Here is a 20,568-nt window from a genome sequence, read left to right on the forward strand (position 1 = left end):
AATTATATTGTGGGTATAAAACTATTTTTTTGTGTTGATAAACCAGTTGCAATAACAGCCTGATCATAAATTCGAGCTTCGGCAAGTGCAAATGGATTAAAGTTTTCATGTGTTAGTAGTTCAGCAATATGCCCTACCACGTTCATATGACACACGACTACAATTGACTCATAAGGAATCTGAGACAACCACTCAACTGCTTCTTTCGCATTATCATCTGGTTTAATTTTATCGCATAACAGCACAGGAACATCTTTAAAATAAGCTTGAATATGCGCCAATGTCTCTTGAGCACGCAATAAAGGACTAACTACAAAAATATCAGGCTTAACAATATCTTTTAAAAATGTTGCTGTCTGCCCAGCTTGAGCATGCCCACGAGCGGTAAGTGGACGTTTAGTGTCATTACCATTCACTGGAGGAGCGGCTTCCCCATGACGAACCAATGTCAGTTGCATAAATATTCCTTGTTAATAATTCTTGCATTATAACCGTAATTTATGACATTTCTTCTTCAGACTTCATGATGAGGTAAAACAAACTCAACATCACTACGGTGTCCATTTTTCATAAGAGATAAAGCAATATTTAAAGGTGGCGCACCCTCAAAAATAACCTCATATAAGGCATTGGTAATAGGCATATATACGTCTAGTTCTTCTGCTTTACCACGCACCTGAACAATGGTATTAATTCCTTCAGCGGTTTGCCCCAACTCTTTACTCGCTTGGTCAAGTGTTTTACCTGAACCCAAAGCATAACCAATCTGATAATTACGGCTTAAAGGACTATTACAGGTTGCAAATAAATCACCAACGCCAGATAAACCTAAGAACGTTAGCGGATTTGCCCCTTGTTTGACTGCAAAACGACTCATTTCGGCCAAGGCACGCGTTAAAATCATACTCTTGGTGTTTTCACCAATCTTGTAAGCAGCACCAATTCCCATTGCAACTGCATAAATATTTTTAAGTGCGCCCCCTAGTTCAACACCATGCACATCATCACTACCGAAAACTCGGAATAAGGCACTATGAAGAGCATGCTGCACAGCATAACGAACTAATTCAGAATCACTGGCAATAACAGTACCAGATGGCATACCTGCCATAATCTCCTTAGCGAGATTTGGACCAGATAACACCCCATAAGGAACTTCTGGCAATTCTTCACGAATAATATCGCTCATGAAGCTAAAAGTTTTAGCCTCGACGCCCTTCGTTAGAGAAACAACCGCTTGTGCAGTAATAAAAGGCGCAATTTGTTTTAATACATCACGAAATGAATGACTAGGAATTGCCACCAAAATAATATCTCGATCACACACGGCTTGTTCTAGATCAGACACAGCGCGTAATGATGACTCTAAAACAAAGTCTGGCAAATAACGTTTATTAATATGGGTTTTATTGATTTCTTCTGCTGTTTCGGCATCACGAATCCAGATCATGGTGTCGCAACCATTACGTGCAGCTAAATTGGCCATCGCCGTACCAAAGCTACCTCCACCCAACACGGTAATACGTAATGCCGTTTTTTTATCGACAGCAACAGGTTCCACTAAATCTGTAAACTTAAATTCAGCCATGCTTTATTATCCTATTTCTTACTTTTGAGGCTCATTAAGCCTGCCAAACTTTTACAAATTCTTTACTTTCAATCTCTGCGCGCGGTGCAATCGCTTTAGCTGCCGTGCCCACATAAATAATACCTGAAATTAAATCATGTGGTTGCAATCCTAAATGCTGCTTTAGCCAATTTGATTCAACAACCGCACCACTACGCCACATGGTGGAAAAGCCTTGAACTTGTAAAGACAATAAAAGGTTCTGTACGGCAGCCCCTGTACTTAAAATCTGTTCAAAATGCGGAACCTTAGGATGGTCTTGCAATTGCGTAAGCGCTAAAATGAGTAAAGGCGCGCGGAAAGGATGTTGCTTAACTCGTTCAAGTTGCGCTGAGTCAGTTTCACCCAAATCAGCCAGTGCTTTTGCTAAAACCTCACCAAATGCAGCACGTTGTTCAGACTCGATAACGACAAAACGTGTTGGTTTAAGTCTATGATGGTCAGGAGCAGTTAAAGCAGCTTGAAAGGCCAACTCTAATTGATCTGCATTTGGTGCAGGCTCAATCAATTGACCAATAGATTGACGTTGGTGAATATTCTGATGAATTATATGTGTTGCTGAATCCGTCATTAATATTGATCTAACTCAAAAAATTCAAAATAGATTAGCATAATCTACAGATAATCCACCATTGTATCTAGAACATAAAAAACAACGAGCTCATGCTTTGACATATTTTTAAGACAAAACATCAAAACTAATACAACGTCTTCAAAGTCAATTAGAAAACTTGTGTTCAAATAGTGAGATCTTTTTACGATTAACGATATTAGGTGAAACATGAAAAAAATAATTTTAGCGAGTGCGTTGAGCAGTGTTGTTTTATTACTAGGAGCTTGTGCCACTACCCCTAAAAACACCTTGGCGGTTCAAAAAGAAAATAATCAATTTGAAGTCACAGGCATTGGTAAAACAAATCTAATTGCAAAAAATAATGCGATTACTGCCGCTCAAAAAACTTGTTCAAAAAGCACCAGCCCTGTTGTGGTAGATGAAAAAACAACATACAACGGTGTATTAAAAGATGTAGTAAGCGAGAAAACAGGCCAAATGGTTGAAGCAGCAGCTGGTGTGATTGGCACATTAACTGGTAAAAATGCATCTCTAGCAAAAGATGATGATTATCAAACAACACTTACCTTCTATTGCAAAATTAATTAATCAAAAAAAATCCCAATCAAATGATTGGGATTTTTATTAGCAATAACCCTCTATACGGGTTAATGGCAATTTCTTACCAATTGCTTTTTCAATTTCCGGCAAGTAAAAAGCATCATCTTCTGAAAGAAAACTAATACTTACACCTTGTGACCCAGCACGGCCTGTACGGCCAATACGGTGCACATAGTCGTCTGACTGCTCAGGTAAGGTATAGTTAACCACATGAGATACGCCATCAACATGAATACCACGACCAGCAACATCAGTTGCGATCATGATGTTATTTTTACCCTGCTTAAACTGGTCTAACATTTTTAAACGTTTATCTTGAGCAATTTCACCTGAAAGCATCCCGACCCGATACCCATCTCTCTTTAAATGGTCATAAAGACGGCGCACTTGATCACGTCGATTAGCAAAAATCATGACTTTATCGATAGGCTCTTCACGCAAAATATCTTGTAGCAAACGATATTTATCTTGTTTAGCTACTACATAAACACGTTGCTCAACATCGTTATTGGTTTTTTGCTCAGGCTCAATTTCAACAGTGATTGGCTCAAACAACCATTGTCTCGCCAAATTAAGCACGTCATAACTAAAAGTAGCCGAGAACATGAGGGTTTGACGTTCTTCCTTACGCGGGGAATAACGCACGATACGTTTTACAGACGGAATAAAACCCATGTCCAATAAGCGGTCTGCTTCATCAATGACAAGGAATTCAATTTGATCGAGCCAAACTTCTTTTTGTTCTACAAAATCAATTAGACGCCCAGGTGTTGCAACCATGATATCGACAAAATTAGCATCTAGCTGTTTCTTTTGCTTATCAAAATCTACACCACCTAACAATGTCACGACGTGTAAATCTGAAAATTTTGTGAGTAACTTTGCATCGCTTTCAATTTGCAATGCCAATTCACGAGTAGGCGCCAAAATCAAGGCACGTGGCTCACCACGAAAGCGCTGTTCTTGAATCGGGTTATGTAACAAGTCATTAATTACACTAATCAGGAAAGCAGCAGTTTTACCTGTTCCTGTTTGTGCTCTACCAATTGCATCATGCCCGCCCAACGTATATTTTAAAACCTTTTGCTGAATCGGGGTCATTTGCTTAAACCCTAAAGCATCAATCGCCTTTTTAAGTTGCGGATGTAAATTCAAGGTTTCAAAACCAGATGTCATAAATACGTGCTCTAACAAACAATCTCTCTAATGAGAAGATCATTATAAACAAAAACGCCCCAATTCAAAAATTGGAGCGTCCGTGATTCATCAAAAGATGAATTAGTCTAAAGGCTGAACGTTCTCAGCTTGAAAACCTTTTTGACCTTGTACTACACTAAATTCTACGCGTTGGCCGTCACGTAAAGAACGGTGACCGTCACCAACGATTGCACGGAAATGAACGAATACGTCGTCACCGCCGTTACGTTGAATAAAGCCAAAACCTTTAGTGTCGTTAAACCACTTTACTACGCCTTGTTCGCGAGCTGTCATAAGTCAATCCTCAGATGTTGAAAAAAGGACCTTCCGGTGTTGCAAACAGCAGAGCAAACAAGTTTTTAAAATATTTATAATCTTAAAGCTTGTAATCATTCTGTGAAACTATCAACAATTTCCGGTTACATCCATTTGTTATAAGATTTTTAAACCAATTTAAGTGTGTGGTAAATCCTAAAACGGTTCGAGCTTACCACGGGTTTATGACAATTAATAGAATTTTTTTCAATTATTCCCCCTATTTTTAGTCCTTTTTTTAAACAGCTTATTACAATATTTTTTATAGGTAATTGCTTGTTTCTTCTTTTATAAAATGTGCGGTGTTTATAAAAAATTTGTTAGAATAATCTTTTTAGTTGTTTTGATGATGAATGACCAACACTTCCTCTACTACAGCACTTATTGAAATTAATGCCTTGGGCCAACCTTGTCCGATGCCTTTATTAATGCTTAAACGCGAACTCAAAAAAGTATCGGGTAAACAGCTATTTTTATTAAAATCTTCTGACCCCCATAGTGAAATAGATGTAACTCGTTACTGTGGTTTACATCATTTTATGTGTCAAACCACACATATATCCGAAAGAGAATTTCACTATTTAATTGAAACTCAATAATTCTTTGATAAACTAAAAGATTAGAAATTGCATAAAATTTTACATTTCTCTACCCAATTTTCCTTAATTATGAAGCTGATTCAAACTAAGATGAATTTATTGGTTATCCCATCCGATCCTATAAGGAGAAATCATGAGTGACAGCAGCAATCAATTGATGCCCCTGTCATTGTCTGCGCCCGGTGTAAACCTTGGTGCATATATCAGTACTGTCAATCAGATTCCTATTTTAACGGCCGAGCAAGAAAAAGAACTTGCTGAACGTTATTATTATGACCAAGATCTTGATGCCGCAAAAATGCTGGTAATGTCGCATTTACGTTTCGTCGTTCACATTGCGCGCAGCTATGCAGGTTATGGCCTACCACAAGGCGACCTTATTCAAGAAGGTAATTTAGGCTTAATGAAAGCCGTGAAGCGTTTCGACCCAAATATGGGCGTGCGTCTTGTATCTTTTGCCGTCCACTGGATTAAGGCAGAAATTCACGAATACGTTATCCGTAACTGGCGTATTGTCAAAATTGCAACGACCAAAGCACAGCGTAAATTATTTTTCAATTTACGGAGTTTAAAAAAATCGAGTAAAAAATTAACGCTCGAAGAAGCTCAATCGATTGCGAATGACTTAAATGTAACTGCAGAACAAGTTCTGGAGATGGAAGGTCGTTTAACCGCTTATGATGCTGCTTTCGAAGCTCAAGGCGACGACGACGATGACACCCCACATACTGCACCGGCATTGTATCTTGAAGATAATCGCTATGATCCAGCCCGTTTAGTCGAAAATGAGGACTGGGAAGAGCAAAGTACATCTGCCCTACATAATGCAATGGATCAGTTAGATGACCGTTCGCGTAATATTTTACAACGTCGTTGGTTAGATGATGACAAATCTACTCTCCACGAGTTAGCGGCCGAATATAATGTATCAGCAGAACGTATTCGCCAGCTTGAAAAGAATGCAATGGAAAAAATTAAAATTGCCATGTCTGCAAGCTAAAATAAGTTTAAAAATAAAAGGGCGATTAGCCCTTTTGTTTTATCTGGCTATGTTTAGCCAACCCAATCTATGATAACGTTGCCCTTCATTATTCATTTGCGTTTTTTGTTATGTGGATTGCCATTTCAGCCCTTAATCTTGCCTTTGCAGTCATGTTGGGTGCTTTTGGAGCACATGGTCTTAAAGCTCATGCGAGTCCTGAGCAACTTGTTTGGTGGCATACTGCAACCGACTACTTTTTTTACCATGCTTTAGGTCTCTTAGCACTTGGTATTTTAAGCAAAGTTATCCTTACGTTCCCCATTAAATTGCCATTCATATTGATTCAGATTGGTATTTTATTCTTCTGTGGTTCACTCTATATCATGGCGCTTGGATTACCGAGAATTTTAGGGGCAATTACCCCAATTGGTGGAGCATTTATGATAGCTGGATGGCTCGTTTTGGCTTGGAATGCCCTCAAATACGCAAAATAATTGGAATGTGATCATGCAAATTTATTTAAATGGCGAATTAACGGACACGCCTTGTCAAAACCTAATGCAGCTCATTCAGGCTTTGGCACTTGAAGGAAAAAGATTTGCGGTCGAATACAACCAGCAAATTATTCCAAAAAGCAAATTAGAGCAGATTTCTATCGCTCAACATGACCGTATCGAAATTATTCACGCTGTTGGCGGCGGCTAAGTCGGAGTTATCCATGCAAGACACACCTCTCATTATTGGTTCACGTTCTTTTCAATCTCGTTTATTGGTAGGAACTGGCAAATATAAAGACTTAAATGAAACAGATTTAGCCATTCAAGCGAGTGGTGCAGAAATCGTTACTGTTGCAATCCGCCGTGTGAATATTGGACAACATCCAGATCAGCCAAATTTACTCTCTGTCATTCCGCCAGAAAAGTATACAATTTTACCAAATACCGCAGGTTGTTTTGATGCTGACAGCGCAATTCGTACTTGCATGTTAGCGCGTGAACTTCTAGACGGTCACAACTTGGTAAAACTTGAAGTTTTGGGTGACGAAAAGACCTTATATCCAAATGTAACCGAGACTTTAAAAGCGGCACGTACTTTGATTGATGACGGTTTTGAGATTATGGTTTACACCTCTGATGACCCGATCATTGCTCAAGAACTTGAAAGTATGGGCTGTGTTGCAATTATGCCTTTAGGCAGTCTCATTGGTTCAGGTTTAGGAATTTTAAACCCGCATACCATTTCAATTATTAAAGAAAATGCGAAAGTACCAGTTTTGGTAGATGCAGGCGTTGGTACAGCAAGTGATGCCGCAATTGCTATGGAACTCGGTTGTGACGGCGTATTAATGAATACTGCGATTGCAGCTGCTCAGAATCCTATTTTGATGGCTTCTGCAATGAAAAAAGCTGTTGAAGCAGGACGTGAAGCATTTTTAGCAGGTCGTATGCCACGTAAACGTATGGCAAATGCGAGCTCGCCAGAAACAGGTTATTTCTTTAAATAATTTATTTCTAAGGAATCACTGATTTTTCAGTGGTTCCTCTCCCCCTCATATAACCATTTTTAATTTTCTAAAAGTTTTAAAATCTATATCGCTTTATTCAAATCAACAGATCTAAATTCTTATATTTACTTAGGCTATGCCTAATGTCCTCTGTAAATTTTGCTTTGCTCTTAACTCAAAATTCTGTTGAAAATAAGTCGTCTGATAAAGTGGGTCTGACTGATAAAAATGCGCTAGAACTTCTTTTCTTTTGATTGAATATACTTCTGGATCGACCCAAGCATATTCCTGCTGGATTTGCTGTTCATATTGCATAAAACGTTCTGGTGTAGCTGCTAAAATGGCTAAATCGATATCCAATAAAAATTGTAAATCTAACTCATCAGTCGCTATATGCTTTTGCGTGGCAAGAATCCACTGTTTTATTTTCTGAACCGTATTTACTGGTAAATCTTGAGCCATACATTGCTCAAAGAGTTCAGCACTTTTAAACTCATTGTCTTTAGCTTGTGGATCATAGATAACATCATGAAACCAGAGTGCCAATGCAACCGCATAGGCATCATTCAAATCAGATCGAACTGATTCGAGTAAAGCCAAGCATTCATATAAATGTTGAATAGTATGATAGGCCCGCTGCTTTTCACTATAGGCAGCGATGAGTATATTTAAGATTTTTTGTGGGTCAGAAAAATGATAATGCTGATGCAGCTCAAACCAAACATGTTCCAGTTTTAATAAGTAAAGCTGCATCATCATATATTAACCACGCTCAGGATTATTGCTCATCGCGTTTAAATACTAGCTCTTTTGCTGATGAGTTTTCAGCATCAAAGTAGTATCCATCGGTATTGAAGGCTTTAATATCCTCAGCTTTATTTAATTGGTTTTCAATCATAAAACGAGCCATTAAACCACGTGCTTTTTTCGCATAGAAACTAATGACTTTATATTTGCCATTTTTCTGATCAAGGAAAACAGGCTTAACAATTTCAGCCTTAATTTTCTTCTCATTGACTGATTTGTAATACTCATCTGAAGCAAGATTTACGAGTAATTCAGATTTAATTGCCGCCAAATCTTCATTAATCTGGTTCGTAATAATTCCCCCCCAGAACTCATACAAATTATGACCACGTAAATTTTTTAATTTAGTGCCCATCTCAAGACGATAAGGCATCATTAAATCTAAAGGACGTAATAAACCATATAAGCCAGATAGCATACGCAAATGCTGCTGTGCAAAATCAATATCTTTATCTTTTAAATGGTACGCATCTAAACCTGTATACACATCACCTTTAAATGCATAAATTGCCTGACGAGCATTTGAAAAATCAAACTCAGGCTTCCAATCTCTAAATCGGTCTGCATTTAGCGTGGCAATTTTTTCACTGACACTCATTAAATTGGCAATTTCGGAAGCAGAAAGTTTTCGGCAAACCTCAATTAATTGTGCTGAGTGTTCTAACAAGCGAGGCTGAGTAAACTCATCTGTAGGTAAAGCTGTTTCATAATCTAAAGTTTTTGCAGGAGAAATTAAAGCAAGCATAGACAACCTGAAAAAATTATTCTTAATCCCAACTATAACAGTAGATATTTTTTAATGCTAACTCGTGTTTTCAATGACGACTATCGGTAAAATAGCATCACGTATTGTTATTTAGCGGTTCTTATATGTCTGAGCAAACTTTCATCCAGGGTCCAGTAGGTAAAATTGAACTTTTCGTTGACCGCCCTGAAGGTGAAATCAAAGGCTTTGCGGTTGTTTGTCATCCGCACCCATTGCAAGGTGGAACCCCTCAACATAAAGTCCCTGCCCTTTTAACCCAAATCTTTAATGAATATGGCTGTATTGTTTATCGCCCTAGTTTCCGTGGCTTAGGCGGCAGTGAAGGTATTCATGATGAAGGCCATGGTGAAACTGAAGATATCTTAGCTGTAATTGAGCATGTTCGTAAGCTTCATGAAGGTCTGCCATTTTATGCAGGTGGCTTTAGCTTCGGCTCACATGTTTTGGCAAAATGCTTTGCACAGCTTAATCCTGAATTACGACCTGTACAGTTAATTTTGTGTGGTTTACCAACGGCTACCGTAGTGGGTTTGCGCCACTATAAAACTCCAGAAATTCAAGGTGATATTCTACTCATTCATGGTGAGCAAGATGACATTACCTTGCTTTCAGATGCAATTGCATGGGCAAAACCACAAAAGCACCCAATTACGATTTTACCGGGCGCTAACCACTTCTTTACAGGGTATTTAAAACAGCTTCGCCAAATCATTACACGCTTTATTATTATGAAATAAGCAGTAGTTTGATGGACATAGATTGAGTCTATGTCCATCATTTCATAAGCCCTGTAACTACTAAAAATTATTCCAACTTAATCCAAAACGGGCCAAATATTTTTTCACTCGATCACTATCGTTCGTTGTATTACGTTGTTGACGAGACACCGAAAAGAGTTGTCTTCCCACCTCTGCCATTGATTTTGAATTTTCACAAACCTCAAGTACCCCACGTAATTGAATCTGGTCAAATTCATCTATTTGCTCTAGTTGTTCAGAACTCAAATAGTTCAATAGAATGTCTACATCTCTATTTCCATCATTGCAAGATGCGGTCTGAATAAGCCAAAGTTGCTTTAACCGTTGAATTTCTTTTTCTACAGTTTCACGGCGAATTAACTCACCTTGCGATAAAGTTGCTAAACGAGTCACGCTCGCGGCTAGATCTCTAAAATTTCCTTGCCATGATGCATCTGCTGACTTAGCAAATTTTAAATACATTTCTAAAGCATCACGTTGAAAACGTAATTGTCTTTGATGAATTGCTGCAAAACGTTGTAGCTCAAAATCAATGTTGGGGGCAATATCTTCTATACGGTCTTTTAAATTTGGTAAAAAGAATGTCCATGTATTCAAACGGGCCCATAAATCTTCACGAAAACGACCAGCCTGAACTTCATTACGTAAATCACGGTTGGTACCCGCTATCAGCTGAAAATCTGCCTGAATTTCCTTATCACTTCCAACTGGAAAGAAGCTTTTGTCTTCAAGCGCTTTAAGAAGCATTGCTTGTTCATCAAGCCCTAACTCACCAATTTCATCTAAAAACAAAATGCCTTGGTCAGCACTTTTTAGTAGACCAGCACGAGAAGCAGCTGCTCCTGTGAATGCACCTTTTATATGACCAAATAAAGTGGACATGGCACTATCACCACGTAAAGTCGCACAGTTAACATCAATAAAACGACCGCTTAATTGAAATTTATCTTTCTTTAACTGAAAAATCTGTTTTGCCAAATGAGACTTACCAACACCTGTTGCACCCATAATTAAAATAGGCGCACTAGAGCGAGTTGCAACTAATTCAACCTCCTCAATAAGCTGATTAAAGGCTTTATTATGAGTAGAAATATTTGCTTTAAGTTGTTGCCAATTTTGCTTTTGTTCATCATCGAATCGCTGTTTTAAAACATCGTATCGAGATAAATCCAGATCAATAATTCTATATTCACCTTCTGAGGTCTTTTGTTCATTAGGAGAGCTCTGAATAAGTTGAGCTGGCAAATAATGTGCATCGACCAATAAATACCAACAAATTTGAGCAACATGTGTTCCCGTAGTGATATGCAATAAATAGTTATTTTTTTCGACATCAAACGGATATGTTTTTACAAAATCATAAAGTGCCCCATAAACTTCAGCAAAATCCCAAGGATCTTTAATACTGACTTTATGTCCAGAAATCTGTGTTTGTGGAGAAATTTCTTTCGCGTCTGCTGCTATAGATTTAACTAAATTATGATGTTGCCGATCATGTAACAACACCAATTCATCTACAAGCAAATCTTCATGCATTAACAGGCTAATTGTAGGACGCCAACGCTGCCAGCGATCTGGCTTTCTTCCCTGATCAAGTGTAGAACCGACAAAGCCAATAACGACTGTTTTCTTTGCATCCGCCATAATTTCTATAAAATTTTATAAGTGTCTATAATATACAATACGCATTTGACCAAAAAATTCCAAGAATATGCTTCATTTTACTTTTTTAGGCACATCTTCAGGTGTACCCACCCTGACACGTAATGTTTCAGGATTAGCAGTTCGTAATAACAAGAATAAGGACTGGATTTTAATTGATGCAGGCGAAGGGACACAACACCGCATTCAACAAGCCAAACTTTCCTTACAAAACCTAGTTGCCATTTGTATTACACACGTTCACGGTGATCATTGTTATGGTCTAGTTGGTTTACTTGCAAGTGCAGGCATGAATGCCCGTAGCAAACCCTTAATCGTGATTGCACCGAAAGAAATTCAGCAATGGTTTGAAATCACTGCCCAACTTACAGATTTACATTTACCCTATTCACTCCATTTTATTGATGTGAATGAAGCAACTCAACCACAACAGATCACCGATGAATTCATTGTTCAAGCACCCCCACTAAGCCATCGTGTTCCAAGTTTTGCTTTTAGCATTTATATCAAATCCATTCAGAAGAAGTTAGATACCCAAGCTCTAACTCAGCTTGGCGTACCTCAAGGCGATATGTGGGGCCATTTAAAACGAGGCTACAATGTTGAATTTGAGGGACAAACTCTAAAAGCTCAAGACCTTATCAAAGTTCAAAACCAGCAAATTCATGCAGTTATAGGTGGAGATAATGACCAACCTAAACTGTTAGCAGACGCTTGCAAAGATGCTCAACTCCTTATTCATGAATCAACATACTTGCAAACGGTTTTAGATAAAGTCGGCAAAGGTCCAATGCATAGTTCAGCAAAAATGGTGGCTGAATTTGCAGAACAGCAATCTCTGGGTAATTTAATTCTGACGCATTTTAGCCCTAGACATCAGGATAGAACTGGACAGCAAGCTATTATTGAAGAAGTTCGCCAGTTTTATAAAGGTCATTTTTATTTAGCAAATGATTTTGATGATTTTACCTTAAACGAAGCTGGACAGCTTTTAAAAGTCGATAAAAATCGTAAAGCCCATTAATAATACATATCTAAAAAGATATTTAAATATCTTTTTAGATACATTTTAAAAATTAAAATCTCCAATAAAAATTAATCACACAGAGAAATTAATTATTTTTATATATTATTTTCAATAACTTATATTTTAATTAAGTGCTTTTTCAAAAAGTTGGCACACTCAGTGCAATAGTACAAAGCACACAACATCATTGGGATATTGTGAATAACACCTGCCTGCAAACGCTTGGCAGGCAGGCTTTGAAAGGAAAAGAAAATGTCTGTCGTTGAAGAAATTAACCAACAAGCTCAGTTTGAACAAAAGCAGCAAGAACGTGCTTACCAAGTTCTGCAAAATGAAAAAACTATGCCAGTCAAAATGTGGACTAAAGGCGTGCTTGTTGATGACAACTCAAAACAACAATTATTGCAAACTGCTCAAATGCCTTTTATTTATAAATGGATGGCTGTAATGCCAGATGTACACTTCGGTTTAGGCGCAACTATTGGTAGTGTGATTCCAACCAAAGGGGCAATTATTCCTGCTGCTGTGGGTGTAGATATTGGGTGTGGAATGATGGCAACCCGTACAAGTTTAACTGCCTCAGATTTACCAGATAACTTACATTCTTTACGTACTGAACTTGAACGTTTAATTCCACATGGAATGACTAAACGCGGACGCGATCGTGGGTCATGGGAAACTCCACCAGAAATGGTAGATCAAGCTTGGGCGGATTTGGTTGCAGATTTTGAATACATTTGTGCCAAACATCCACGTTTGAAAAACACCAATAACCGCAAGCATTTGGGAACTTTAGGTACAGGAAACCACTTTGTCGAAATCTGTTTAGATGAACATGAACATGTGTGGATTATGTTGCACTCAGGTTCTCGTGGTGTAGGAAATGCTATCGGTAATCATTTTATCGAACTTGCCCGTAAAGACATGCAGAAGCATTTTATTAATTTGCCAAATAAAGATTTAGCATATTTAGTCGAAGGAACTGAACACTTTGATGATTACTGGTTTGCTGTAGGTTGGGCTCAGCGCTTTGCCATGAAGAACCGAGAAATCATGATGCAATCTGCAATTAAAGCCTTGGCTACGATTGTACCGAAGCCTTTTCAAGCACGTTTGGAAGCAGTGAACTGTCACCATAACTATGTGGAAAAGGAAGAGCACTACGGTGAAGAAGTAATGGTCACCCGTAAAGGTGCTGTCCGTGCACGTCTAGGTGAATATGGAATTATTCCAGGTTCAATGGGAGCGAAGTCGTTTATTGTCCGTGGGCTTGGAAATCAGGAATCTTTCTGTTCATGTTCGCATGGTGCAGGCCGTGTTATGAGCCGTACTGAAGCAAAACGACGCTTTACTGTTGAGGATCAAATTGCACAAACTGAAGGTGTGGAATGCCGTAAAGATGCAGCAGTCATTGATGAAATTCCTTCGGCATATAAGCCTATTGAAGATGTAATGAAAGCCCAAAGCGATTTGGTTGAAGTGGTTTATACATTAAGACAAGTGGTGTGTGTTAAAGGGTGATTATGAAAAATTTATTTTTCCCCTTGCAACTAGAGTCAATCAAACTCGAAGAAGGTAGCTTATATGTCTCTCCTTCTGATAATGGCAAGTTACAAGTCATCAAAATATTAAAACTTGATGACTATGGCGCTCATATTGCAATGTATGAAAATCAATATAAGCATTTTCCCAAATATATAGATGAGACGACATTAACTTTTGGAAAATACAATACAACTAATGAAGTTTTAAGTATTGGGCACTTACCACTTTCTTATTCAGCATTAGCGACCTATAAATTACTTTTTGTTCAAAGCGGCATAACAGGTGAAGAAGAACTTGAGGGTTATAAAATGTGGCAAGAGGCCTCAGGTGGTTATTTCTAATATTAAGGAAATAGAATAATGAAACTCGCAGAAGCTCTTTTACTGCGAAGCGATCAACAAAAAAAGCTCGCTTCGTTAAAACAACGTATCAATGCCAATGTATTGGTACAAGATGGTGATGAACCAAGTGAAGAGCCAAATGAGCTCATCAAACAGGTGTTTGCTTTAACCCAAGAAAGCAATCAGTTGATTTATCGTATTCATCTAACCAATGCTCAAGCAAAGTTAGAAGATGGAAAAACGTTATTATCACTACTGAGCTTAAGAGATAGTTATGCTGAACAGCATAAGATCTTAATGGATGCGATTGCCAATACACATCGTGAATCTGATCGTTATAGCTCACGTGAAATTAAGTGGAAGAAAGTCATTCCTGTTTCTAGCTTACAAAAGCAGGCGGATGATATCAGTGCGAAATTGCGTGATTTAAATATCAAAATTCAAGCTGCCAATTGGCAGATCGATTTAGTTGATTAAACAACAAATTTTGTGGAATCATTTTCACAATCAAAGTTTGGGCATACTGGGCGAGTACAAGATCCCGCGTTACTCCGATCTGAGGGATTGAAAACAATTCAGGCGGCTATGGCAGCATGTGAGCCGTGCATCGATATTCACTTATCAGGCTCAGCACTATGCACCTAGCAAACCTTTGTCGAAAGCAAAGTCACGCGTTACTTCGCACCACCATGTACTGACAGTATGTTCATTAAATTAGAAAATAAGGAAAATAGAAGTGAATAAAGCTTTGGCAAATATGCCAACAACCATTCAAATTGATGGCTCACAAGGTGAAGGCGGTGGGCAGATTTTAAGAACTGCCCTTGCCCTTTCAATGATTACAGGCCAGCCGTTTGAATTAATTAATATACGTGCTGGGCGTAAAAAACCAGGTTTAATGCGTCAACATTTGGTTTGTGTACAGGCATCTCAACAAATTAGCCAAGCTTATGTTGAAGGTACTGAGTTACATAGCCAACGGTTATATTTCGCACCTCAACATGTTCAAAGTGGGAAATATCAATTTCAAATCGGTTCCGCAGGTAGTACAACACTGGTTTTACAAACGCTTCTACCTGTTTTGTTATTACAAAATGAAGTCTCTGAGCTTACTATTTCAGGTGGCACACATAACCCGCTTGCACCAACGGCGGATTTTATTGAACAGTGCTTTTTACCTGCTCTAACAAAAATTGGAATTCACGTCGACTTTAAATTAAATAAAGCAGGCTTCTTTCCTATTGGTGCAGGTGAAATTCAAGTTACGATTCAGCCGTGGCAACATCGCAACAAACTAAATTTATTAGATCGTGGTGCTTTGCAATGTACTGAGGCTTTTGCAGCAGTATTAAATCTTTCAGAAGAAGCGCAAATTGCACAACGAGAATTAGCAACTTTAAATAAAAGACTGAAATTGGATACACAAAAGCAATTTCAGCTGAATGGAATCAGCCAAGGCAATACGGTGTATGTCAAACTTGAACACAAACATCATACCCAGCTATTTACCTCTTTAGGCGAAATGCGAAAAAGTGCAGAACAAATTGCCAATCATTTGGCTGAACAAGTGAAGCATTATATGGAAACTAATGCTGCTGTGGATGAGTATTTAGCAGATCAGTTGTTATTGCCGTTAGCCTTGGGTCAAGGTGGTGAGTTCACCGCACAATGTATTAGCGAGCATACGCGTACTCAAGCAGCTATGATTGAAAAATTTATTGATTGTGAAATCGAATTTATCGAGTTAGGTACAAATCATTTTCATGTAAAGGTCAAAGTTTAAGAAGCTCACTAATGAGCTTCTTATTTCTAAAAAATTACTCTACAGATGCCAAAGCCGTCACCAACAACTTCCAGCAATTATCTACAGTATCAACTTTTACTCGCTCACCCGGTGCATGTGCACCTTGAATATCAGGTCCAAATGAAACCATCTGTAAATGTGGATAATGCTCAGCAATAATCCCACACTCTAAGCCTGCATGAATCACTTTAAGATTTGGCTCAATGTTAAACGCCTTTTGATAGGCTTGTTGTAAACACTTTAAAGCAGCCGAATCTGGATTTGGCGTCCACCCCGAAACTAACGGCGTGAGTGTAGAGGCGATATTAAATTGACTAAAATGTGCCTGAATCTTCTTTGCAAAATCTTCAGCTTCTTGGTTCACCATGGAGCGGACCATTAAGACAGCTTTTCCACCCTCTCGATTTAATTTTACAACCCCAATATTATTTGAAGTCTCAACCACATCTGGAAGAGCTTGACTCATACTTGCAACGCCGTATGGGCTTGTTGCCAAAGCTTGCAACCATTCGTTTTGCTGCTGTTGAGCAATCACTCCCGTCACGTCAGCGCTATTCGGTTGAATAGTTAATTGTAGATTGTCATCAATACCCTGTAGCTGTTTTTTCCATGTCGTTTGATATTCAGCAAGTAATTTTTCTAGTTCAGGTAATTGGTTAAATGAAATTGCAATGGTTGCTACAGCTTCGCGAGGTAGTGCATTACGAGCTGAACCACCACTAAACTCGACAAGCCTTCCACCAAACTTTGCTAAATACTCATTTAAAAAGCGAGCTAAAATAACGTTGGCATTGCCACGTCCTAAATGAATATCTACACCAGAATGACCACCTTTAAGACCAGCAACCTGAATGTTCACAACACTCAAGTTTTCAGGGATTTTTTCATAATTAAGTGGCTGCTCGACTTCAACATCAATACTTCCAGCACATCCGAGATATAACTCGCCCCACTCTTCTGTATCAATATTGAATAACCATTTACCTTTTAGCACACCTGCCTGTAAAAGCCGCGCACCACTCATGCCTGCTTCTTCGTCCACTGTTAAAAGAACTTCAATAGGGCCATGAGCAATGTCATTTGAATCTAAAACTGCTAAAGCCAAGGCTACCCCAATGCCATTATCAGCACCTAAAGTGGTGTCTTTAGCGATTAACCAGCCATCTTCGAGTATTGGGCGAATCGGGTCTTTAAAAAAGTCATGTGCTGTGCCCGTATTGGCTTGTGTGACCATATCTAAATGGCCTTGAAGAATGACCCCAGATACATGTTCTTTACCCGCAGTCGCATTTTTACGGATAATCAAATTTCCTACTTCGTCTACGTAAGTTTCTAGATGCCGACTTTCAGCCCAGTTTTGCAAAAACTCGCGAAGTTGCTGTTCATGCTTTGATGGTCGAGGAATTGTGCAAAGTGTTTGAAAATGCTGCCAAACGACTTGAGGAGATAACGCTGCAATATCAACTTGTGTCATGAAAACCACACTCTAATTATGTAAATATCTTAATAATTTCAATATACACAACACATTAAAGATAGGTAGAGGTTTGAGTAAAGATTTTGTATTTTTATATTTAATTTAAATAGAAAGTACGACTTTTCTAAAAGTCGTACTTAATGAAAGAGTCTTAAGAAACGTTTTATTTAACTTTTCCATTCAAATGCGGAAAAACTTTGATCGGCTTTCAAACTATTTTCAACAGCCTGTGCAAGCTGACGAATAATGCTTTGTGTTTCAATTTTCTCAAACCAGTCTTGTTCTTCATCTGGGTTGGCAGAGATTTCACACATCAAATGCCCATCATGGTCTGTTTTTTGGCAAGTAATAGACAAGGGTAAAAGATGATTATCAATACTCACTTCTACTTTTTCATGTTCATGCACAATATGTTGTGCATCAAAACCATAATGCCCCAATTGTTTAAATAATAAAGCCGCTACATATTCTTGAGTGATATGGCATTCATTTGGTGGATGATCAAGCACCCCATGTTGTGGGCAACTGGCAATAAATTGTAATTTTTTCATCCTTTGTCCTAACACTATTATCATTATCTGCGCTTAGCATAAGCAATAAACAAACAGCAGCCAAGCCTTTAGCCCGCTGCTGCCGTTGCTATTGTGTTAGCAATTATAAAATGTGTTAGGTAAAAAGTTATTGGCTAACTTCAATCGTTAAGCCTGCACGATTCGCCAACTCAGTAAAAGTTGGGAAGCTTGTCGCAACTGTTTCAGTGCCCTGAATCGTAATCGGACCAGAATTACGAAGGCCTGCCATACTAAAGCTCATGGCAATACGGTGGTCATGGTGTGATTCAACTTCACCGCCAGTAAAAATTGGTGACCAATCGCCAGACTTACCCTTACCTTCAATAATGATGCCATCTTCAGTTGGTGTGCAGTCAATACCCATGATTTTTAAGCCATCTGCCATCACTTGAATGCGGTCAGACTCTTTCACACGAAGCTCTGCTGCGCCAGTTAATACGGTCTGTCCTTCTGCACAAGCTGCTGCAATAAATAATGCTGGGAATTCATCAATTGCTAAAGGCACTTGGTCTTCTGGCATATGAATGCCTTTAAGTGTACGCGAGCCTTTAATATGAATATCAGCAATAGGTTCACCACCAGCAATGCGCTCATTTTCAACAGTTAGGTCAGCACCCATCTGTTTTAAAATTTCAATTACACCAGTACGTGTTGGGTTAATCCCTACCGCTTCAAGCACAACGTCGGCGCCTTCAGTAATTGCAGCACCCACCATAAAGAAAGCAGCAGATGAAATATCCGATGGTACTTGAATGTCAGTACCCACTAATTTACCGCCACCAACAAGGGAAATTTTGTTGCCTTCAGTCTTAACATCATAACCAAATGCACGAAGCATGCGTTCAGTATGATCACGAGTTGGCTCTGGTTCAGTTACCGAAGTTTCGCCTTCAGCCCATAAGCCCGCAAGTAAAATACCAGACTTCACTTGAGCCGATGCCATAGGTAAATCGTATTGAATACCTTTTAATTGCTGAGCACCAGTAATACTTACAGGTGGTGTACCTTTTTCACCTGTAGTTTGAATTTGCGCCCCCATTAAACGCAATGGTTTAGCAATACGCTCCATTGGACGTTTAGAAAGTGAAGCATCACCTGTCATGACTGAATCAAATTTCTGTGCAGATAACATACCTGAAAGCAAACGCATACTTGTTCCAGAGTTACCCATATACAATGCACTTGCTGGTGCTTTTAAACCATGCATGCCTACACCGTGAATGGTCACTTCACCATTTTTAGGGCCTTCAATGCTTACACCCATATCACGGAATGCTTGCAAAGTTGCTAATGCATCTTCACCTTCAAGGAAGCCAGTTACATGAGTCGTGCCTTCGGCAATAGCACCAAACATAATGGAGCGATGTGACACAGATTTGTCACCCGGTACGGTAAATTTACCTTTAAAAGTTTTATTTCCCGGTAAGATACTGAATTGCTGTGTCACCTTATTTTTCTCCATTAAAGGTTTTTTGGCTAACATATGATTGAAATGCTGACGGGCTGCCTGAGCATGGCCAAGCAAACCCATTAATGCATGAGAGTCTTCATTTTCAATCAATTTTCTAAGTACAGTAAGCTGCTTTTCGAAGCCATCTACAGCATTTAATATAGCTGTTTTATTGGCAAAGAAAATGTCATGCCACATTTGGGGGTCACTAGCCGCAATTCGCGAAAAGTCACGAAAACCACCTGCTGCATAACGGAAAATATCAAGATTATCTTCACGATTCGCAAGTTGCTCGACCAGATTAAATGCCATTAAATGTGGTAGATGACTCGTATGTGCCAGCACTTCATCATGCTTGGCAACATCCATACAAATGACTTCAGCTTTTGCTGCCGACCAAAGTTGAATCAGTTTATCAACAGCCCATTCTGCACTTGTTGGTAACGGCGTTAAAATCACTTTATGATTTGCAAATAAGTCAACTTTGCCCGCGTGAATGCCTGTATGTTCACTACCCGCTATAGGATGCCCTGGCACAAAACCTTCTGGTAAATCTTCACCAAATACAGCTTTTGCTGCATCAACGACATTACCTTTTGTACTTCCCACATCGGTTAAAATTGTGGTTTCTGACAAATAAGGTTTAATTTGCTCAAGCACTTTTTGCGTAGCACGCACTGGCAAGGCTAAAACGACTAAATCTGCCCCTTTCACGGCTTCAACTGGATCAGAAAATCCTTCGTGTATTAAGCCAAGTGATTTTGCATCTTCTAAAGTTTTCTGTGAGCGTGTAGATGCCACAATAGTTGTCGCCAACTTTTCTGCAACAATAACACGAGCTAAACTCGACCCGATGAGTCCTAAACCAATAAATGCAACTTTTTTAAATAGGGGTTGTGACATAACTTCAACTTTGCTTTTGCTCAAAGATATTTAAATCATTGAGCAATTTGTTTTTAAG

General features: G+C 38.8%; 23 protein-coding genes. 12 read left to right on the forward strand and 11 right to left on the reverse strand.

The genetic code is table 11. The features are described from left to right. Positions 1–2: 2 nt before the first annotated feature. Genes ACPF64_RS16675 through ACPF64_RS16685 form a run of 3 tightly spaced genes read right to left on the reverse strand, consistent with a single transcriptional unit; the run spans position 3 to position 2,198 of the window. Positions 3–458, reverse strand: a complete 456-nt coding sequence (locus tag ACPF64_RS16675) for a SixA phosphatase family protein (RefSeq protein ID WP_426454641.1) — start codon at positions 456–458, stop codon at positions 3–5. Between the two features lie 56 nt (positions 459–514). After that, positions 515–1,588: an NAD(P)H-dependent glycerol-3-phosphate dehydrogenase gene (locus tag ACPF64_RS16680; protein ID WP_003650743.1), complete on the reverse strand. Its 1,074-nt coding sequence runs from the start codon at positions 1,586–1,588 to the stop codon at positions 515–517. A 34-nt stretch (positions 1,589–1,622) separates the two neighbouring features. Then, entirely contained in the window at positions 1,623–2,198 is a 576-nt protein-coding gene (locus tag ACPF64_RS16685) for a nitroreductase family protein (RefSeq protein WP_426454643.1), read from the reverse strand. A gap of 210 nt (positions 2,199–2,408) precedes the next feature. On the opposite strand from ACPF64_RS16685, the gene ACPF64_RS16690 reads away from it, so the two are divergent. Continuing rightward, positions 2,409–2,789, forward strand: coding sequence for a hypothetical protein (locus tag ACPF64_RS16690; protein WP_003650739.1), 381 nt, complete (start codon positions 2,409–2,411; stop codon positions 2,787–2,789). Positions 2,790–2,825: 36 nt separating this feature from the next. Here ACPF64_RS16690 and rhlB read toward each other — a convergent pair whose 3' ends face one another. Both rhlB and ACPF64_RS16700 read right to left on the reverse strand, forming a co-directional pair. Next, positions 2,826–3,977 carry an ATP-dependent RNA helicase RhlB gene (gene rhlB, locus ACPF64_RS16695; RefSeq protein WP_003650737.1) on the reverse strand — a complete coding sequence of 384 codons (1,152 nt, stop codon included), beginning with the start codon at positions 3,975–3,977 and terminating at the stop codon, positions 2,826–2,828. A gap of 102 nt (positions 3,978–4,079) precedes the next feature. Continuing rightward, positions 4,080–4,292 (reverse strand): cold-shock protein, encoded by a 213-nt coding sequence (locus ACPF64_RS16700; protein WP_000126912.1) that lies wholly within the window; start codon positions 4,290–4,292, stop codon positions 4,080–4,082. Between the two features lie 374 nt (positions 4,293–4,666). Between ACPF64_RS16700 and ACPF64_RS16705 the strand changes: the two genes are divergently transcribed. The 5 genes from ACPF64_RS16705 (at position 4,667) to ACPF64_RS16725 (ending at position 7,398) form a co-directional block, all read left to right on the forward strand. After that, complete coding sequence (locus ACPF64_RS16705; protein WP_004643450.1) at positions 4,667–4,912, forward strand: sulfurtransferase TusA family protein; 246 nt, start codon at positions 4,667–4,669, stop codon at positions 4,910–4,912. A gap of 133 nt (positions 4,913–5,045) precedes the next feature. Continuing rightward, a complete protein-coding gene (rpoH, locus tag ACPF64_RS16710; protein ID WP_003650733.1) occupies positions 5,046–5,912 on the forward strand; it encodes an RNA polymerase sigma factor RpoH in 867 nt (288 codons plus the stop codon). Positions 5,913–6,022: 110 nt separating this feature from the next. Next, positions 6,023–6,388, forward strand: a complete 366-nt coding sequence (locus ACPF64_RS16715; protein WP_004643452.1) for a DUF423 domain-containing protein — start codon at positions 6,023–6,025, stop codon at positions 6,386–6,388. 13 nt (positions 6,389–6,401) lie between these two features. Continuing rightward, positions 6,402–6,599 carry a sulfur carrier protein ThiS gene (thiS, locus tag ACPF64_RS16720; RefSeq protein ID WP_003650729.1) on the forward strand — a complete coding sequence of 66 codons (198 nt, stop codon included), beginning with the start codon at positions 6,402–6,404 and terminating at the stop codon, positions 6,597–6,599. A 13-nt stretch (positions 6,600–6,612) separates the two neighbouring features. Further along, on the forward strand, positions 6,613–7,398 hold the full coding sequence (locus ACPF64_RS16725; protein ID WP_003650728.1) for a thiazole synthase: 786 nt from the start codon (positions 6,613–6,615) through the stop codon (positions 7,396–7,398). 129 nt (positions 7,399–7,527) lie between these two features. Here ACPF64_RS16725 and ACPF64_RS16730 read toward each other — a convergent pair whose 3' ends face one another. Further along, a complete protein-coding gene (locus ACPF64_RS16730; protein WP_426454648.1) occupies positions 7,528–8,157 on the reverse strand; it encodes an HD domain-containing protein in 630 nt (209 codons plus the stop codon). Between the two features lie 19 nt (positions 8,158–8,176). Then, on the reverse strand, positions 8,177–8,950 hold the full coding sequence (yaaA, locus tag ACPF64_RS16735) for a peroxide stress protein YaaA (RefSeq protein WP_426454650.1): 774 nt from the start codon (positions 8,948–8,950) through the stop codon (positions 8,177–8,179). Between the two features lie 125 nt (positions 8,951–9,075). On the opposite strand from yaaA, the gene ACPF64_RS16740 reads away from it, so the two are divergent. Continuing rightward, the gene (locus ACPF64_RS16740) at positions 9,076–9,708 is read left to right on the forward strand and encodes an alpha/beta hydrolase (protein WP_004643457.1); all 633 of its coding nucleotides are present in this window, start codon (positions 9,076–9,078) and stop codon (positions 9,706–9,708) included. A gap of 60 nt (positions 9,709–9,768) precedes the next feature. Here the strand turns inward: ACPF64_RS16740 and rtcR are convergent, their stop codons facing one another. Then, positions 9,769–11,373, reverse strand: a complete 1,605-nt coding sequence (gene rtcR, locus ACPF64_RS16745; protein WP_426454653.1) for an RNA repair transcriptional activator RtcR — start codon at positions 11,371–11,373, stop codon at positions 9,769–9,771. Between the two features lie 67 nt (positions 11,374–11,440). Between rtcR and ACPF64_RS16750 the strand changes: the two genes are divergently transcribed. The 5 genes from ACPF64_RS16750 (at position 11,441) to rtcA (ending at position 16,087) form a co-directional block, all read left to right on the forward strand. After that, a complete protein-coding gene (locus tag ACPF64_RS16750; protein ID WP_426454655.1) occupies positions 11,441–12,415 on the forward strand; it encodes a ribonuclease Z in 975 nt (324 codons plus the stop codon). Positions 12,416–12,670: 255 nt separating this feature from the next. Beyond that, positions 12,671–13,939, forward strand: coding sequence for an RtcB family protein (locus tag ACPF64_RS16755; RefSeq protein ID WP_426454657.1), 1,269 nt, complete (start codon positions 12,671–12,673; stop codon positions 13,937–13,939). 2 nt (positions 13,940–13,941) lie between these two features. Further along, the gene (locus ACPF64_RS16760; protein ID WP_426454659.1) at positions 13,942–14,304 is read left to right on the forward strand and encodes a hypothetical protein; all 363 of its coding nucleotides are present in this window, start codon (positions 13,942–13,944) and stop codon (positions 14,302–14,304) included. Between the two features lie 18 nt (positions 14,305–14,322). Beyond that, entirely contained in the window at positions 14,323–14,781 is a 459-nt protein-coding gene (locus tag ACPF64_RS16765; protein ID WP_426454661.1) for a DIP1984 family protein, read from the forward strand. 259 nt (positions 14,782–15,040) lie between these two features. After that, the gene (gene rtcA, locus ACPF64_RS16770; RefSeq protein ID WP_426454663.1) at positions 15,041–16,087 is read left to right on the forward strand and encodes an RNA 3'-terminal phosphate cyclase; all 1,047 of its coding nucleotides are present in this window, start codon (positions 15,041–15,043) and stop codon (positions 16,085–16,087) included. A 34-nt stretch (positions 16,088–16,121) separates the two neighbouring features. Here rtcA and ACPF64_RS16775 read toward each other — a convergent pair whose 3' ends face one another. The 3 genes from ACPF64_RS16775 to ACPF64_RS16785 all read right to left on the reverse strand — a co-directional run bounded on the left by ACPF64_RS16775 (position 16,122) and on the right by ACPF64_RS16785 (position 20,510). Next, entirely contained in the window at positions 16,122–17,582 is a 1,461-nt protein-coding gene (locus tag ACPF64_RS16775; protein WP_426454665.1) for an aminoacyl-histidine dipeptidase, read from the reverse strand. Between the two features lie 170 nt (positions 17,583–17,752). Beyond that, complete coding sequence (locus ACPF64_RS16780; RefSeq protein WP_005046110.1) at positions 17,753–18,136, reverse strand: hypothetical protein; 384 nt, start codon at positions 18,134–18,136, stop codon at positions 17,753–17,755. A 127-nt stretch (positions 18,137–18,263) separates the two neighbouring features. Continuing rightward, complete coding sequence (locus ACPF64_RS16785; RefSeq protein ID WP_426454668.1) at positions 18,264–20,510, reverse strand: bifunctional prephenate dehydrogenase/3-phosphoshikimate 1-carboxyvinyltransferase; 2,247 nt, start codon at positions 20,508–20,510, stop codon at positions 18,264–18,266. Between the last annotated feature and the right edge of the window lie 58 nt (positions 20,511–20,568).

This window comes from Acinetobacter sp. KB005 (genome assembly GCF_049949095.1).
GTDB lineage: Bacteria > Pseudomonadota > Gammaproteobacteria > Pseudomonadales > Moraxellaceae > Acinetobacter > Acinetobacter calcoaceticus.